General features: G+C 53.1%; 15 protein-coding genes and 1 tRNA gene. 7 read left to right on the forward strand and 9 right to left on the reverse strand.

Annotation, left to right across the window (positions count from 1 at the left end; genetic code table 11):
- Window positions 1–21: 21 nt before the first annotated feature.
- From dnaN to mutM, 4 genes are all read right to left on the reverse strand, one after another.
- Window positions 22–1,146, reverse strand: coding sequence for a DNA polymerase III subunit beta (gene dnaN / locus FKW31_RS01540; protein ID WP_006115299.1), 1,125 nt, complete (start codon window positions 1,144–1,146; stop codon window positions 22–24).
- A 115-nt stretch (window positions 1,147–1,261) separates the two neighbouring features.
- Window positions 1,262–2,695 carry a chromosomal replication initiator protein DnaA gene (gene dnaA, locus FKW31_RS01545; RefSeq protein WP_150177304.1) on the reverse strand — a complete coding sequence of 478 codons (1,434 nt, stop codon included), beginning with the start codon at window positions 2,693–2,695 and terminating at the stop codon, window positions 1,262–1,264.
- Between the two features lie 342 nt (window positions 2,696–3,037).
- Window positions 3,038–3,307 (reverse strand): 30S ribosomal protein S20, encoded by a 270-nt coding sequence (gene rpsT, locus FKW31_RS01550; protein ID WP_012812907.1) that lies wholly within the window; start codon window positions 3,305–3,307, stop codon window positions 3,038–3,040.
- A gap of 137 nt (window positions 3,308–3,444) precedes the next feature.
- A complete protein-coding gene (mutM, locus tag FKW31_RS01555) occupies window positions 3,445–4,284 on the reverse strand; it encodes a bifunctional DNA-formamidopyrimidine glycosylase/DNA-(apurinic or apyrimidinic site) lyase (protein WP_150177306.1) in 840 nt (279 codons plus the stop codon).
- A gap of 29 nt (window positions 4,285–4,313) precedes the next feature.
- Between mutM and FKW31_RS01560 the strand changes: the two genes are divergently transcribed.
- From FKW31_RS01560 to FKW31_RS01580, 5 genes are read left to right on the forward strand one after another with little or no spacing between them, the layout of a single operon-like run.
- Window positions 4,314–5,096 carry a class I SAM-dependent methyltransferase gene (locus tag FKW31_RS01560; RefSeq protein ID WP_006115302.1) on the forward strand — a complete coding sequence of 261 codons (783 nt, stop codon included), beginning with the start codon at window positions 4,314–4,316 and terminating at the stop codon, window positions 5,094–5,096.
- A gap of 11 nt (window positions 5,097–5,107) precedes the next feature.
- Complete coding sequence (gene coaBC / locus FKW31_RS01565; protein WP_150177308.1) at window positions 5,108–6,337, forward strand: bifunctional phosphopantothenoylcysteine decarboxylase/phosphopantothenate--cysteine ligase CoaBC; 1,230 nt, start codon at window positions 5,108–5,110, stop codon at window positions 6,335–6,337.
- A gap of 35 nt (window positions 6,338–6,372) precedes the next feature.
- Window positions 6,373–6,852, forward strand: a complete 480-nt coding sequence (gene dut / locus FKW31_RS01570) for a dUTP diphosphatase (protein WP_035351369.1) — start codon at window positions 6,373–6,375, stop codon at window positions 6,850–6,852.
- Window positions 6,849–8,597: an ABC transporter permease subunit gene (locus FKW31_RS01575; protein ID WP_150177310.1), complete on the forward strand. Its 1,749-nt coding sequence runs from the start codon at window positions 6,849–6,851 to the stop codon at window positions 8,595–8,597. The genes dut and FKW31_RS01575 overlap by 4 nt, the downstream gene beginning before the upstream one ends.
- 15 nt (window positions 8,598–8,612) lie before the next feature.
- Window positions 8,613–9,968: a nitrate/sulfonate/bicarbonate ABC transporter ATP-binding protein gene (locus tag FKW31_RS01580; RefSeq protein ID WP_006115306.1), complete on the forward strand. Its 1,356-nt coding sequence runs from the start codon at window positions 8,613–8,615 to the stop codon at window positions 9,966–9,968.
- 12 nt (window positions 9,969–9,980) lie between these two features.
- Here FKW31_RS01580 and msrA read toward each other — a convergent pair whose 3' ends face one another.
- The 5 genes from msrA to FKW31_RS01605 all read right to left on the reverse strand — a co-directional run bounded on the left by msrA (window position 9,981) and on the right by FKW31_RS01605 (window position 16,386).
- Entirely contained in the window at window positions 9,981–10,517 is a 537-nt protein-coding gene (msrA, locus tag FKW31_RS01585; RefSeq protein ID WP_150177312.1) for a peptide-methionine (S)-S-oxide reductase MsrA, read from the reverse strand.
- Between the two features lie 79 nt (window positions 10,518–10,596).
- Window positions 10,597–13,290 carry a valine--tRNA ligase gene (locus FKW31_RS01590; RefSeq protein ID WP_150177314.1) on the reverse strand — a complete coding sequence of 898 codons (2,694 nt, stop codon included), beginning with the start codon at window positions 13,288–13,290 and terminating at the stop codon, window positions 10,597–10,599.
- Window positions 13,291–13,431: 141 nt separating this feature from the next.
- Complete coding sequence (locus FKW31_RS01595; protein ID WP_006115309.1) at window positions 13,432–14,073, reverse strand: DUF2497 domain-containing protein; 642 nt, start codon at window positions 14,071–14,073, stop codon at window positions 13,432–13,434.
- A gap of 36 nt (window positions 14,074–14,109) precedes the next feature.
- Window positions 14,110–15,549: a TolC family outer membrane protein gene (locus FKW31_RS01600; protein WP_006115310.1), complete on the reverse strand. Its 1,440-nt coding sequence runs from the start codon at window positions 15,547–15,549 to the stop codon at window positions 14,110–14,112.
- Window positions 15,550–15,669: 120 nt separating this feature from the next.
- Window positions 15,670–16,386 carry a protein-L-isoaspartate O-methyltransferase gene (locus FKW31_RS01605; RefSeq protein ID WP_238332710.1) on the reverse strand — a complete coding sequence of 239 codons (717 nt, stop codon included), beginning with the start codon at window positions 16,384–16,386 and terminating at the stop codon, window positions 15,670–15,672.
- Window positions 16,387–16,539: 153 nt separating this feature from the next.
- Here FKW31_RS01605 and FKW31_RS01610 point away from each other — a divergent pair.
- Window positions 16,540–16,613, forward strand: a tRNA-Cys gene (locus FKW31_RS01610).
- 358 nt (window positions 16,614–16,971) lie between these two features.
- On the forward strand, window positions 16,972–17,232 hold the full coding sequence (locus FKW31_RS01615; RefSeq protein WP_150177316.1) for a hypothetical protein: 261 nt from the start codon (window positions 16,972–16,974) through the stop codon (window positions 17,230–17,232).
- The last annotated feature ends 24 nt before the right edge of the window (window positions 17,233–17,256 follow it).

The raw sequence follows: 17,256 nt of genomic DNA on the forward strand, positions 1-17,256 counted from the left end.
GTGTTAAAGCAAGAAAGCGGATCACACGCGCATCGGCATGAGAACATAGAGTGCAGATGGGCTATCCACATCGCGCACAATGGTGGGGGATGCGCTATCTGCAAACGCAAATTCCACCTCTTTTTCTACCTGATCTGTGATGTCGTTAAGGTAGCGTGCCTGAAAACCGATTTCCAACCCTTCTGCATCGTAGGAAATGCGGTTGTCATCCAGCTCTTCCTTAGCCATGCCCTGCTCTGTGCTGCTGGCAGACAGAGTAAGCAGACCGGGTTCGAGCGTGAGCTTTACCGGGCGAGAACGTTCCTGACTAATGGCGGCAACACGTGCCACGGCATCTGCAAAATCTTTTTTGCCAACCCGCAGGATGCGTGTGTTGTTGCGTGGGATCACCCGTTCGTATTCAGGGAACGTGCCATCAATCAGCTTAGATGTAAGTGTAACAGGGCCTGCCGTGAACTGAATACGCGTTTCAGAAAGTGCGATTTCCACTTCTTCTGGCGCTTCATCAATCAGCTTGCGCACTTCGGCCACGGTTTTGCGTGGGACAATAACCCCCGGCATTCCGGCGGCGCCAGATGGTAGATCGGCTTCCACACGGGCTAGGCGGTGCCCATCTGTAGCCACGGCGCGTAGCTTGGGTTCGCCATCTACTTCTGTGCCATGCAGGAAGATACCGTTGAGGTAATAACGGGTTTCTTCGGTTGAAATGGCAAAACGTGTGCGGTCTATGAGAGAATGCAGTGTTGTTGCGGGCAGTTTGAAGCGATATGGGAAATCTCCTGCCCCCATGGATGGAAAGTCATCCACACTCAGCACGTTCAGACGGGTAGCATAGCGGCCCGCACGCAGCAGAAGTGGGCCTTCACTATCGGCCTGATCCAGCTCTACATCCACACCATCGGGCAGCTTGCGCACGATTTCGTACAAAACAGATGCAGGTGCAGTTGTCGCCCCTTCCCGCGTGATGTTGGCGGGAACACCTTCAACCACTTCAATTTCCATGTCCGTGGCTTTCAGGCTGAGCTGTCCATTAGCAGCCTGAATAAGAACATTGGCTAGAATGGGTATGGTGTTACGCTTTTCTGCAACACTCTGGATATGGGCCAACGCCTTAAGCAGTGTTGCACGTTCCGCCGAAAACTTCATCTAACCCTCTTTCCTGCAAGACAGGGCCTCTGTTTGGCAAGAGGCACCTGCTTTTTCCACCTCGAAAAGTAACAGGTGGGCATTATCAGTCAATCCCTTTGGAATCTCTACGTTTTCAGCTTTCCAGCATCCGCCGCAGGAGTTCCACATCTTCTGCAAAAGCAGCATCCAGCCCCATCAGTTCCGTAACGCGATTTACCGCATGCATAACGGTTGTGTGGTCACGATTACCGAATTTGCGCCCGATTTCTGGCAGAGAGCGGCTTGTAAGCTGCTTAGCCAGATACATTGCAACCTGCCGGGGCCGCGCCACATTGCGCGCCCTGCGGGCGGATGACATGTCTGTCAGGCGGATGTTCCAGTGCTCGGCTACTTTTTTCTGGATTTCCTCAATTGTTACACGCCGGTCATGCGCTTTGAGAATATCGTGCAGCACTTCTTGTGTGGCTTCCAGAGTAACCGGGCGGCCAAACAGATTGGCGTGAGCAATGAGGCGGTTGAGCGCGCCTTCCAGCTCACGCACATTGGACGTGATTTTGTGTGCCAGGAATTCCAGAACCTTACCGGGCACCACAACGCCAGAGGCAGCGGCTTTTGATTCCAGAATGGAAATACGTAGCTCAAACGTGGTGGCATGAATATCTGCCACCATACCGCAGCCCAAACGCGTGCGTAGCCGATCTTCCAGCCCCGACAGGTCAGAGGGGGATTTATCAGCCGAAACCACAATCTGCCGCCCGGCATCTACCAGCGCATTAAAGGTATGGAAGAATTCTTCCTGCGTGTTGTCCTTGCCGATCAGGAACTGCAAATCGTCAATCATCAGCACATCAACGGAACGCAGTTGCTCTTTGAACTCGATGGTAGATTGCGAACGAATGGCCGCAATAAACCGATACATGAACTTTTCGGCAGACATATAGGCCACGGACACATTGCCGCTCTGGATCAGTTCGGCCCCGATGGCATGCATCAGATGCGTTTTACCCAGCCCAACGCCACCGTAAAGGAACAGCGGGTTAAACCCAACACTGGAGGGTTTTTCTGCAACCCGGCGGGCGCAGGCATAAGCAAATTCATTGGGCTTGCCCACCACGAACGTATCAAACGTAAAGCGGCTATCCAGCGCAGTCACCAAGTCACTCCGCACTTCTGGCGCGGTGCGTGCTGCTGGGGTGGCCTCTTCCTGCGCGGGTGTTGCGGCGTTGGCGCTTGGCACATTTTCCAAAGGTATGGGGGCCGGATCTCCGGCGCGGGCAACCTGTAGCTCCACCCGGCGGATACTGGGGATTTCCTGATTCCACAGTTCGCTCAGGCGGTCACCATACTGGCTTCTTACCCAGTCGCGCAAAAAGCGTGTGGGTAAAAGCAGGGTGATTTCATCACCATCAATCGGGCCCAGCGCAATTTTGGTCAGCCAGGTGCGGTATTCAACTTCGCCAACTTCGCCCTTCAGGCGGGCGCAGATACGCAGCCACGATTCCTCAAGCCCCTTGCCGTCTTCAAGCCGGGAAAAGGCGCTTTCGTCATCGTCCACTCCGATTGTCATTTTTGCTCCCGAGCGGTCATTAAGGCGCGAATGGGTTCACGCATTTTCACAAAACAGGCGGCAACGTGTGCTGCCCGTGCTGTGTAACATCTGTAACGGCCTTGGCGGCCTATGGTGCAGGCTTGCTTATATCTTGTGGAAGGTAGCCCGAACAGCGCCAAGCCATCCAGCAAGGTAAAGCAGTGAGAGCAAATGGAGCAATCAATATTTCATGCTGCCTGCCCTGCTTGCGCTTTATCCAGCCAAGGTGGTGATAAAAACAAAGCCGAACCATCAGGGTGATGATTCGGCTTTATCTCAAAGCGTCAGATGGCCACCAATTAAGGTGGCCCCGCACTTTCCTCAGGCCGGAGCCAGTGCTTTCACACGGGCAGACAGGCGAGAAATTTTGCGGGCCACCGTGTTGTGGTGGATAACGCCCTTAGTGGCCGCACGCTGGATTTCTGGCTGAGCAAGGCGCAGTGCTTCGCGCGCAGCGCCATGATCACCAGCTTCAACTGCGGTTTCTACTTTCTTGATGAAAGTACGCATGCGGGATTTGCGGGCGGTGTTACGAGCAGTCCGCTTCGCGGTCTGCCGGATGCGCTTACGCGCCGAAGCGATATTCGCCATGAGTTTCTATTCTGTCCAGCACTTAAGAAAGATTAATAGGGCAGACACGCCGGAACGCGCTACCCAAAAGAGTAAGCGGTGCTGTAATGCACCTAAGCGCCTTCCGTCAAGCTTCTTCCATGCCGACCACTAGGATTTTACCCGTTTTTCTGCCTTTGGGGACAAAAAAATGTGGATCGTCCGGCCTGCGTTATCTGCTGCACACCAGAACATGCGGGTGTGCCGGGGCAATTGGGGCATGGCTTACCCGTTTGCCCATATACCCGCCATGCGTGCTGGAAATACCCCAACCCGCCCTCTGGGCGTACATAATCTTTCAGGCTGGAACCACCTGCCTCTATGGCTTCTTCCAGCACATCACGTATGGCTTGCGCCAATTTGCGGGCTTTGGGGGCGGTAAGATTGCAGGCTGGCATGGTTGGGGCAATGCCAGCCCGAAACAGGGCTTCACACACATAAATATTGCCTAACCCCGCCACAACCTTCTGATCAAGCAGGAAAGGTTTAATGGGCATCCGCCTGTTCTTGCTAGCAGCCAAAAGCGTTTTGGGGGTAAAATCTGGCTCAAGCGGCTCTGGCCCCATGCCTGCCAGCAATGGATAGGTATCTTCCTGATCGGTTGGAACCAGATCCAGCATGCCAAACCGGCGCGGATCTATGTAACCACAGCGCTTTCCATTTTGCAGAATCAGCACAACGTGCTCATGCAATAATGGCGCGGTTGGAGAATCGAGAAGCACGCGCCCAGACATGCCCAAATGCCAGATTATGGACATCCCACCAGACAGGCGCATAAGAATATATTTGCCCCGACGGCGAAAGCCTTCTATCCGGCGGCCTTCGATTGTTTGTGAGAAATCGGCAGGAATCCGCCATCTCAGGTCGTGACGGCGCACAATTGCTTCTTTGATGGTACCGTTTTGCAGGGCAATCTGCATCCCGCGCATTACGGTTTCTACTTCAGGGAGTTCCGGCATGGCTAAAAAGCAGGGTATAGGGGAACCCCATGACCGACAACAGCTTTACGCCCTCCCCCGCTTCTTCTGACGCAACAGTGGAAGAAACGGATTTCGGCTTCCGTTCCGTAAGGAAGGAAGAAAAGAAAAACCTTGTTCGTGACGTGTTTGATAGCGTTGCGGGTAAGTATGACGTGATGAATGATATCATGTCCCTTGGCATCCATCGGGTATGGAAGCGTATTTTTGTAACAGAGCTTGGCCCGCAGCCCGGCATGTCTTTGTTGGATCTGGCCGGTGGCACGGGTGATATTACCTTTGGCTGGCTGAAGGGTGGCGGTGGCTCCGCCATTATGACCGACATTAACAGCAGCATGCTATCTGTTGGGCGGGATCGGGCCATTGATCGTGGTTTTGTATCCGATCTGTCTTTTTGCGTTGTGGATGCAGAAGCTATTCCGCTGCGCGATATGTCCGTCGATCGGGTTTCCATCGCTTTTGGCCTGCGGAACTGCACAGATAAAATGGCTGTGCTGCGTGAAGCACGGCGTGTGCTCAAACCCGGCGGGCGTTTTCTGTGCCTTGAATTTTCCCGCGTTCAGGTGGCGGCACTGGCACCTATCTATGATGCGTGGTCTTTCAAGGTGCTGCCTGCCATGGGCAATCTGATCGCCAAGGATCGTGAAAGCTACCAGTATCTGGCGGAAAGCATTCGCACCTTCCCGGATCAGGAAACACTGGCAGATATGTTCCGTGAGGCTGGGTTCTCTCATGTGCGGTATCAGTCCCTTTCCGGTGGTATTGCAGCCATTCATTCCGGCTGGCGCGTATAAGGCCAAAGGGTATGGACGTGGCTTTGCCTTCCCGTTCCGTTTTGCTCATTGTGGGCGGCAGTATTGCCGCCTTCAAGGCGCCGGAGTTGATACGTCTGCTTAAAGGCGCTGGCATGCAGGTGCGCTGCGTGCTTACGGAAGGCGGAAGCCGGTTTGTAACGCCCCTTACCCTGCAAGCGTTAAGTGAGCAGCCGGTTTATGCAGACCTGTTCTCGCTAACGGCTGAGCAGGAAATGGGGCATATTGCGCTTTCCCGCTGGGCAGATTTGGTTCTTGTTTGCCCTGCATCTGCCAATTTACTGGCACGCATGGCCGGTGGTCTGGCGGATGATCTGGCCAGCACGCTTTTATTGGCGACAGATGCACCTGTAATGGCCGTTCCCGCCATGAATGTGAGAATGTGGGAGCACGCTGCTACGCAGCATAATGTGGCCACGTTACAGCAGCGCGGCGTACATGTTGTGCCGCCAGCTATTGGCCCCATGGCCTGCGGTGAATTTGGCGCAGGCCGGATGCCGGAACCCGCCGATATTTTGGATGCCGTGCAAGCATTTTTCCGCCAGCAGCAACAGCACAATGGCCCTTTGGCGGGGAAGGCTGTTCTGGTAACAGCAGGCCCTACGCAAGAACCGCTGGACCCTGTAAGGTATCTGGCTAACCGATCTTCCGGCAAACAGGGCTATGCCATTGCTGCGGCGTTGGCGGATCTTGGAGCTTCCGTGACATTGGTAAGTGGCCCAACCATGTTGCGTGCGCCTGCTGGTGTTACGTTTGTTCCGTGCGAAACAGCTTGCCAAATGCTGGAATGCGTTAAGGCAGCAGCTCCGTTTGATGCGGCTGTCTGCACCGCGGCGGTGGCAGATTGGCGGCCTGAGGTGCAAGCGGGGCAAAAAATTAAAAAGACCAGCCGAGATGATGTGCCCGCTCCTATTCGGCTGGCGTCTAACCCAGATATTCTGGCCGAAATTTCCGCCCCCGGCCCACAGCGCCCGATGCTTGTTGTGGGGTTTGCCGCAGAAACCGAAAAGGTGGAGGAGCACGCAACCGCCAAGCGCCAACGCAAAGGATGTGACTGGATTGTTGCAAACGATGTAAGTGCTGGCACAGGCATTATGGGGGGTGATAGAAATCAGGTTGTTCTGATGACCGCCCAAGGCAGTGAGCGCTGGCCACATATGCCAAAAGAAGAAGTTGCACAAAGGCTTGCTTCTCGCATGGCAGATTGGTTTACAGAATCCTGATAGATTGTTTTTGAAATTTTGATAGAGGCTTGTTGATGTCTGCACCCATTTCTCCTTCGGCTGATCTTAGTGTGCAGGTGCAACGCCTCCCTCATGCGCAGGGTTTGCCCCTACCCTCCTACGCCACGGCTGGGGCTGCGGGGATGGATTTGCTGGCTGCAGTAGCAGAGCCCGTGGTGTTGCTGCCCGGTGCGCGAGTGTTGGTACCAACCGGGCTGCGCATAGCCTTGCCCCGTGGGTATGAACTTCAGGTGCGTCCGCGTTCTGGCTTGGCTCTCAAGCACGGTATTATCCTTCCCAATTCCCCCGGAACAGTGGATGAAGATTACCGCGGAGAACTGGGGGTAATTGTGCTGAATGCCGGCCAAACCCCGTTTACCATTGAGCGCGGCATGCGTATTGCACAGGCCGTTGTGGCCCCCGTTACACGGGTGGCATGGGCCGAATGTAACGAGCTGGATGAAACCCAGCGCGGCGCAGGTGGGTTTGGCAGCACGGGAACCGGAGTGCCATGAACAGAAGCTGGATGAACCTTGTACCTCGGCCACAAGGTTCGTCTTCTCTGCCTTTACGTTATCTGAACAGCGCAGATGCTCTTCTGCTTTTGTGTCTGGCGGCTGCGGCAATAGCGCTGGGGGCAGCAGTAAGGCACATGCTGGGGCCATTGGTGGCGCCTGCCAGCATGCCCATACATTTGGATATGTGGCATTTGCCCGGCTATGCGTTGCGCACAACCATACGCATGTTTGCGGCTTTGGCGTGCTCTTTGGTGTTCACGTTTGTATATGCAACGTTGGCGGCAAAAAGCAGGCGTGCAGGGCAGATTTTGATACCTTTATTAGATGTACTGCAATCTGTTCCCATCCTTGGGTTTCTGTCTTTCACCATCACGTTTTTTCTGGGGTTGTTTCCGGGGCGTATATTGGGGGCAGAATGTGCGGCAATTTTTACTATTTTCACCAGTCAGGCATGGAACATGGCGTTGGGCATGTATCAGGGCCTGCGGTCTGTGCCGCCTGAGCTGGAAGAAACCGCACGTTGCTTTGGCCTAACAAGCTGGCAGAAGTTCTGGCGGCTGGAAGTGCCCTGCACTATCCCATCCTTGGTGTGGAACGCCATGATGTCCATGGCCGGTGGCTGGTTCATGGTGGTGTATTCTGAAAGCATTACCGTTGGCAGCACGGATGTTACGCTGCCGGGCATAGGCTCCTATGTTGGTATGGCTATAGATCAGCAGAATATTGGTGCTGTAGCCGCAGCCATTGTGGCCATGATGGTTGTTATTCTGGTTTATGATCAGGTGCTGTTTCGGCCTTTGGCCGCGTGGGCCACACGCTTCAGGCTGGAAAGTGTTAATACGGCCCAGGTTGTGGAGCCATGGTTTTTGCGGCTGGTGCGCCGTACACGTTTGCTGCGGATGGGGGGCAATGCCCTGCTTTCTGTTGGGCGGCGTATAAGCTACCTGCCTCTGGGGGCTCGCCCTGATACAGTGCATGCCACAGCGGATGACAACAGTGATGGTGCAGATTGGCTGTGGTGGGGTTTTCTTCTAATTGTCTGCCTTGCGGCTTCATGGCAGGTGTGGGCTTACGCGCATACCCATTACACGCTTGGCCAGATTGCCTATGTGTTTGGGTTGGGTGGTATCACATTGCTGCGTGTGGTCAGCATGTTGGTGCTGGCATCGTTAATATGGGTGCCGGTGGGTATCTGGTGCGGTTTGGACCCCATGCGCGCCCGCCGGGCGCAGATATTGGCACAGTATGGGGCGGCTTTTCCGGCTAACCTGTTCTTTCCGGTGTTTGTGGTGGTAATTGTACATTTTCATCTGACGCCAGATATCTGGCTCACCCCCCTGATGATTTTGGGGGCGCAGTGGTACATCCTGTTCAACGTTATTGCTGGGGCGTCCTCCTTCCCGTCCAATTTGCTGGAAGTTGGCCGAAATCTGGAAGTGAGAGGCTGGTTCTGGTGGCGGCGTATTATACTGCCGGGCATTGCACCTTATTACCTTGTGGGCGTTATGGCGGCCGCAGGTGGCGCATGGAATGCAGCCATTGCATCGGAAGTGGCGCAGTGGGGAGAAACAACCTTAACGGCCCACGGCCTAGGCGCTTATGTTGCGCAAAGCACTCAACTGGGAAACATAAGTAATGTTGGGTTGGGTACGGTGGTGATGTGTATATTTGTCATGTTCACCAATGCTTTGGTATGGCGGCCTTTGTCGGACTTTGTCGCTCGTCGCCTAAAACTGAACTGAACCGGATAGAGAGCAATGGCATCTGGCCCAGAGAAAAAAACATTTCCATCCGGCTCTGTTTTGGCAGAAGCACGTCATGTCAGCCGTTTTTACCATAAGGACAGCGCTGCTGATGTGCAGGTGCTGGATAACATTAGCCTTACCTTGCATGCCGGAGAAATAGTTGGGCTGCTTGGGCGTTCAGGTTCGGGCAAGTCTACCCTGCTGCGTATTCTAGCTGGTTTGCTGCCGCCCTCTTCTGGTGAGATAGTGTGGAAAGGGCAGCCTCTGCATAAACCCACGCAGGAAATTGCAGTGGTCTTTCAGTCCTTCGCCCTCTTTCCGTGGATGACAGTTGAAGAAAACGTAGCACTGGGGCTAGATGCGCGCGGAGTACCTGCCGCAGAGCGTGACAAGCTGGTTGATGATGCCATAGATCTGATTGGCTTGGGTGGGTATGAGAATGCTTGGCCCAAGGAGCTTTCTGGCGGCATGCAGCAGCGTGTAGGGTTGGCCCGTGCCTTGGTGGTGCATCCTGACTTGCTGCTTATGGATGAGCCTTTTTCTGCCCTGGATGTGCTGACAGCGGAAAATTTGCGCACAGATCTGATAGAGCTATGGTCGGAAGAAAAGCTGCCAGTTCAATGTATGCTGATTGTGACGCATAATATTGAAGAAGCTGTGTTGATGTGTGATCGCATCGTGATTGCATCTTCCAACCCCGGGCGCATTGCGCATGTGCTGAACGTGCCGTTTGCACACCCGCGTAACCGCGAAGATGCAGAGTTCCGCCAACTGGTAGATCACATTTACGCGTTGATGACGCAGCGTGCCCCTATTGTTTCTGAGGCCGATCTGGCACGCCGAGGCGCGCCACAAGGCGCTGCCCTTACCCGCTCCTTCCGTGCTTTGGTGCCTGTTTCCATTACCATGATGATTGGAATGATGGAGGCCTTGGCTGCACCCCCGCTCAATGGCCGAGCGGATTTGCCGGTATTGGCAGAAAAGCTTCAGCTTGAACTGGATGATCTGTTCCCTCTAGGGGAATCTCTGGAACTTTTGCGTCTGGCAGAACTGGAAGATGGAGATATCCTGCTCACCAACGAGGGCGTGCATTTTGTTCTGAGCGATTTGGATGAGCGCAAGGCTATTATGGGCCACGCGTTGCTCCATAACGTGCCGTTGGTGCGGATGATCTGCACCCTTCTGGATGAACGGCCATCTCACAGCATTAAAGCAGAGCGTTTCCGTAGTGAGTTGGAAGATAGTATGTCTGCCGATTACGCGCGCCAGACACTCCAGACCATTATTGGTTGGGGCCGGTTTGCGGAACTGTTTGATTATGATGAAGAAGGAGACCGCTTTTTTCTGGAAGATGAAACTTCAGAATAAGCCGTCTGTTTTTTATGTGGGGCTAAAGTAACGCGCAAATTCCTTGCGGGCTTTAGCCACTTTGGGGCTGATAACAACCTGACAGTACCCCGCCATAGGGTTGCGGGCGTAATAATCAAAATGCGCTTCTTCCGCTGGCCAGAAAGTGGTGAGAGGCTGAATTTCTGTCACCACAGGCTGATTGTCCCAGATTTTTTCCTGCGCAATTTCTTGTTTGGCGCTTTCCGCAAGCTGCTTCTGCTGGTTATTTTCATAGAAAATAACAGAGCGATACTGTGTGCCCTTATCATTTCCCTGTCGGTTCAGGGTTGTGGGGTCATGCATAACAAAGAAGATGCGTAGGATTGCAGCATAACTGATAATGGCAGGATCAAACTCCAGCCGGATAACTTCGGCATGGCCTGTCTGCCCGGTGCACACTTGCTGATAGGTAGGGTGCTGCACAGTGCCGCCCGCATAACCCGGCGCAATAGAGAGAATGCCTTTCATGCCACGGTAAACAGCTTCCAGACACCAGAAGCATCCACCGCCAAGTATTGCTGTTTCCATGCTGCTGTTCTCTCCTGCTTGTATGCTCAGATAGCCTGCCAGCAATTAAGCCAGCAGGCTATATGGGATCGCGCGGTTGTTACCCGATGCGAGATAGAGCTGCTTTCAGGCGCACGCACTCACCCTGCTGCACTTCCAGACGGTCCCGCATTTCCTGCACCACTTCGGGTTTGGCGCGGGTGACAAAGTTCTGGTTGCCAAGTTTCTTTTCAGTTTTGGCAACTTCATCTTCTGCCTTACCCAGCTCCTTTTTCAGGCGGGCGCGTTCGGCATCCAGATCAATCAACCCGGCCAGCGGGATGATAAGAGTTGCCTCATCCACCACAGCCTGTGCAGAACCGTGCGGGATATCACCCTGCAATGGCGCAATTTCAGAAACACGTGCCATGCGGCCAATGGCTTCCTGCCACCGCTGTGCATGATCCAATGTTTGCGGCAAGGCATCTTTCAAAAACACAGGGGCTTTCTGTGCTGGTGGCACGTTCATTTCTGCCCGCACTGTACGGATTTCCGTAATCAGGCGAATAATCTGGTCGCACTCTGCCAGAGCTGCTTCTGCACCGGCTGGCACAACAGGTTCTGGCCAGCTTGCAGAAATAAGGCTGCCTTCTTCCCCATATCCAAAGGAGTGCCACAGCGTATCCGTTACAAACGGAATAACAGGCTGTAGCAGGCGCAGGATAACGCCCAAAACATAAGCTGCTACAGCGCGAATTTCTGCGGCTTCGGCTTCATCCGTAGAGTTAAATACGGGTTTTGCGAATTCAAGGAACCAATCACAGAATCGGTTCCATACAAAGCGGTAGCAACTGAGTGCGTATTCATCAAAACGGTAGGAATCCAGCGCACGCGTTGCTTCTGTAATAGCAGCGGCCGCTTCGGCAATAATCCACCGACCAAGCGGAGATTTAACGGTTGCCGGATCAAACCCTTCAACAGGTTTAACGCCATTCATTTCACAGAAGCGAGCAGCATTCCAGAGCTTGGTAATGAAGGCGCGGTAATCTTCTACCCGTTTGCGGCCCAGTTTGACGTCTCGCCCAATACCGGTAAGTGCGCAAATGGTAAAGCGCATGGCGTCCGCACCGTACTGATCAATCAGTTCCAGTGGATCAATACCATTGCCTTTGCTTTTGGACATTTTCTGCCCGTGCTCATCGCGCACAAGGCCATGAATGAAAATGTTGCGGAACGGCACATCATGCATGAAGTGCTGGCCCATCATCATCATCCGGGCAACCCAGAAGAAGATGATGTCAAAGCCTGTTACCAGAACATCAGTTGGGTAATACCGGGCGAGTTCTGGTGTTTTATCTGGCCAGCCCAATGTGGAGAACGGCCATAGGGCGGAAGAAAACCATGTGTCCAGTACATCATCATCACGCTGCAGTACTTCTACCTTGCCGTAATGAGCGTTGGCCTGTGCCTGAGCATCGGCTTCATCATGCGCCACAAATACATGTTCGTCCGGGCCATACCATGCCGGAATACGATGGCCCCACCAAAGCTGGCGCGAAATACACCAAGGCTGGATATCACGCATCCAAGCAAAGAAGGTGTTTTCCCACTGTTTGGGAATAAAGCTGGCGCGGCCGGATGTAATGGCTTCTACGGCTGGGCCAGAGAGTTTGCCAGCATCACAATACCATTGCGTGGTTAGGCGTGGTTCAATAACTGCTCCACCACGTTCAGCATGCGGCACCTGATGGCGATGGGGTTCGATTTTTTCCAGCCAGCCATCTTCTTCCAGACGGGCGACAATAGTTTTACGTGCTTCCTCGCGGGAAAGGCCCGCCAGACTGCGCACAAAGGCTGGGTCAGCCAGTCCTTCAACAGCGCTGAGGTCTTGCTCGATTTCATCCAGCACAATGCGGGCCTGATCGTCCAGAACAGAGATCATGGGCAGGTTGTGGCGGCGGCCGACTTCGAAATCATTAAAATCGTGCGCGGGCGTGATTTTAACGGCACCCGTGCCTTTTTCCGGGTCCGAATGTTCATCTGCAACAATCGGAATCAGGCGGCCAGTTAGTGGCAGACGAACGGATTTACCAATCAGGTTTTTATAGCGCTCATCTTCTGGGTGAACGGCTACAGCGGTATCGCCCAGCATGGTTTCTGGCCGCGTGGTGGCAACGGTAATTGTTGCATCCCCGGCGCCTTCAACAGGGTAGCGAATATACCACAGATTACCGGCAACATCCTTGCTTTCTACTTCCAGATCAGAAATGGCGGAGCGGAAAACCGGGTCCCAGTTTACCAACCGGCGATCACGATAAATCAGCCCTTCATTATAAAGGGTTACGAACACTTCCCGCACTGCGCGGGAAAGGCCTTCATCCATCGTAAAGCGTTCACGCGGCCAATCAAGAGAGGAGCCAAGGCGGCGCAGCTGCTTTGTAATGCCGCCGCCGGATTGTTCCTTCCATTCCCACACGCGCTCAATAAACGCATCACGGCCCATTTCCTGGCGGGTTTTTCCTTCGGTGGCCAAGGTGCGTTCCACCACCATCTGGGTGGCAATGCCTGCGTGGTCTGTGCCGGGCTGCCACAGGGTGTCAAACCCCTGCATACGCTTCCAGCGGATAAGCGTATCCTGCAATGTCATGGTAAGGGCATGGCCCATGTGCAGGGTGCCGGTAACATTTGGCGGTGGAATCATAATAGTAAACGGCTTTTTGCCGCTGTTGGGCTGTGCAGAAAATGCCTTTCTGCTTTCCCATAATTCGTACAGACGTGTTTCTATCTGGGCCGGCTCAAAAGACTTGTTCAGCATATGTATTCCACCACACAACATAAAAAAGGCGGCAGGCATGTACTGCCTCCGCCTTTGCAGAGCAATCATCCGGTTTTTGGCAGAGCACCCGTTACTGAAATGTGTGCGTTCACCCAGTAACGGCGTGTCTGGTTTCCGGTATTACAGACCGCGCTGCGTCAGACGTTCCACTTCCTTACGGACAGCAGCCTGCACGATGCCTGCAAGATGTGCATCCAGCCACTTTTTAAGGAATACGCGCACTTCCTGGCGCACGATATCTTCAACAGTCAGAGACCCTTCATGTGAAATAGCCACTTTTCTCTCCTCATGCTCTCTTAGATACTTATCCTGCAGGGTTTTCTGCAGAACAGCGAATGAATTTGATGTATCTGACATGGTTTCGTCATTCAGGGGGATTGGGAGAGGACCAGACATATCGTGTTCTGCCTTTTCAGTTAGCGGGATCTGTCTCAGATCAGTTACGGATAGGATACCGTCATCATGAGCGATAGGTGATGACTGCACAAGAGCCGTGTCTTCTCCCATATTGACTGGATGATGCGCTGAACTATTGGGCTGGCTGGAATGATGATCCGGCTGCGATTCCTGCACAAGCCCTTCCATCATGGAAGGGGAAAGAACCAGCATATCATCGTCTTCATCACCCTCTGCGGAGTCTGTGTCCGAAGAAGGGGGAGCCATGGCTGCCAGATGCTCATCATGCAGGGTCTGCCGTATAGAAGACAGCACATCTGCTACTGATTTACCTGTGCCTTCAGATGGATCCTGTGACGATGCCATACAATAACCCCTGCCCTTACCCTTGCTGTTCAGCTTTTAGCGCCCTGGCTGGCTGACCGCATAATCGTTCAGCCCCCAAAGACGATCTTTTACAGCGTTATAGTAAGCTTTGTCATCATAAAGAGGAACATTCAACTTGAGATCGGCTGCGGTTAGGCGGCCAATGGCTGCGGCAACGTTGTACGAAGTCAGCACCATATTGCTTAAGCTTTGAACAAGAGCCACCTGTGCTTGCAGCAAAGTTTGCTGCTGCTGCAACACTTCCAGCGTTGTGCTGGTGCCTACAATAGCCTGACGTTCCACCCCATCAAGAGCCACGGTGCCTGCCTGAATAGCGGCGCGGTTACTGTTGATTGCAGCCTGATAGGCAACCAGTTTCTGCCAGTTTGAAACAGCATCCTGCGCGGCTGTTCTGCGCTGCACATCAACTTCACGGTGTGCAGCTTGCGCCTGCTGCTTGGCCTGCCGCACAGCTGCGTATTCTGAGCCCCCCTGATAAACCGGGATGTTGAAGTTGATCATGGCGTATTTGTTTTCGTCAATCTGGTTATTCAGGCTTTGGTTTACCTGCCTGGAATAAGCCAGAGTGGCGGAAACTTTTGGCATAATGGCTGCCATTGCAACGGCTACTGCATCTTTTTGGGAAGATTCGGTAAAGAGTGCATTGATGACATCTGGATTGTTTTTAACCGCCATAGCTGCGGCCATCTGCTCATTTTTAACAGGTAATACCAAAGGCTGCGGCGGAACCAGATTAGGCGGCGGCGCCATGCCGATAATCTGCATATATGTGGCTTGTGCAGTTTGAAGTGTGCCTTCGGATTGCTGGCGGGTAGCTTTGGCTGTTGCGTAAGCAGATTCAGCCTGCGCAACGTCTGTGCGCGTAATTTCCCCTACCCGGAAGCGTTCATTCGTTGCGCGGAGCTGTTGTTGAAGCACGCGTTCGTTGTTGATGTTCAACTGCAAGAGCTGTTCATCTTCAATAACGGAAACATACGCATTCACAACCTGCTTGAACACTTGCTGTTCGGCAGAAATCAGATGCGCGCGGGCTGCCATAACTTTGTTAACAGCTTGATGTGTAGAGGATGTGGTTTTGCCACCCGTATATAACGGCTGATTAACACTTACGCCTGCCGTATAACCAGGGGTGTTATATTGGCGAATATAACCAGTAGAAGGCTGATCTGCCTCACCCTGATAATCGTTCACACCCTTATAGTATGTCAGGCCTACTGTGCCGGTTACGGTTGGCCGCCAGCCAGCCAAAGCGGTTGGCACCTGTTCATCGGTAGCGCGTAGGGTGGCACGTGCTTCCTGAAGGGTCGGGTTTGTCAGATAGGCCGCAGCAAGTGCTTCCTGCAGCGTATGTGGCACAAAGGTTGGCGAACCACTGCCATCGTATTTCTGCCCCCATGCAGTGGAACTGCATAGCACAACAGCCATACCCACCCCTGCTCCGCAAATACGCCGCATCTGATACTCCTGATTCAGTTACCGTATTGCCGCTTAAGGCACTGCTCATGCCACGATACTGAACCTATTTCTACAAGTTTGTAATCATCTGCGGCAGAATATCTTTCTAAAAGTTTATTTCTAGAATTCAAAAGTAACGGGTGCGGCAAGATCTGGCAGTAAAGGTAGCTGTGTTTCAAAAAGGTTAGTGACAATAAAACTGGACGCACTTTCTGGCTCTCTTCTGGCCGTAAAAGCTTCTGCTAATCTATTGGGGGTGGCCATAACACCAGCCATGATGCCGGATGTGGCCAGTTGCGCAGCACAAAAAGCGGGAAAACGTAGAATGGCGCCATCAAAATAAATGACATCATAAGGCGCGTTGCCCGTTATGCCCTCGCTAAGAGGGGCGATAACCCATGAAACGTTCAGAGACTCTTGCTGGCAGAAGTGCTGCCCTTGTTCGGCAAGCTGTGTGTTTGATTCAAGCGCCGTGACATCGGCACCTAGGGCGGCAAAAAGTGCTGCTGTGTATCCGGTTGCTGCCCCTACAACAAGAACCCGCGCTTTTTCTACTGGCATAACGGCCTGCACAAGGCGCGCTGTGAGCAAAGGTTGGGGCAATACACGCCCTTGCCCTAGGGAGAGTGTCATATCTGCATAAGCTACAGATTGCTGATCGGGCATAACACAGCATTCGCGGGGCAATTCCCGCATGACCGATAATAATGAGAGGTTTGTAATTTCTGAAGGACGAAGCTGATCGTCCACCATAAGGTTACGTGCGGTTTCCATATCTTTATCTTTTGGATACGGCATTGGGTAGGAATTCTGCTGTATTGCGGCCTGAAGTGTCACGTTTTCCTATCCCTTGCGGTTAAGGTTTATGCCCTTTGCAGTGCCTGCCAGATTAAGGGCAAAACATTTTGTGACACACAGATTTAAAATTCGCACAACACAACGGCTTGACCAATGCGCCAGAACAGGAGATAAGGCTCCCCATCACCCGATGGTCTGGTGGCAGAATGGTGATGCAGCGGACTGCAAATCCGCGAATGTGGGTTCGATTCCCGCCCAGACCTCCATTTCCCTACGAAACCAAAAGACAATGCTTGACATTTTCCGCAGAAAACTGCGGTTGTCAGCTCTTATTCGTACGATATGGCATGAGACGGCGGAAGATGCCGAAATTTGTTGCGTAAAGCCTCGAAATAAACCCCACTTAAATGAACTGATTCGGAAGAGATTTACCTGCGTGAATGCAGATGATTTTTCTGCTGTCAGGAAAAGCCGCCTTATTGCACGTATAGCTTACAGTGTGTGTTCAGAATCTCTTGGGGAGTCTGCATATTTTGGGTGGTCTGGGGTGCAGGTAGAAGCGTTGCTACTTGTGGCTGCTGCGTTCACATTCCCGCTGTCATAATTTTGCAAAGGAATACGCTCGTGGGTAATGACACTACAGCACAAAATGGCATTCTGCGTTCCGTTAAGGTGCAGAAGGACGGAAGCACCAAGGCTAAGTTGTGCTTTACAAAGCAGGATCAGAATATTGAATTTTCTGTAACGATCACCCTGCCCCCAACGCCTGGCGCAAGTGCCGATGCTGCGTTTGTTGATACAGCCAATCTGCTGGGCCTGACCAAGGTTGCTATTCAGAAACTGGCAAAAGATCAGAACATCACGCTTCCAAATTTTGCGGAATAAAAGATACTGCGGGCAGCGAATCTG

Source organism: Acetobacter sp. DmW_136, from assembly GCF_008690365.1.
In the GTDB taxonomy this organism is placed as follows: domain Bacteria; phylum Pseudomonadota; class Alphaproteobacteria; order Acetobacterales; family Acetobacteraceae; genus Acetobacter; species Acetobacter oryzifermentans.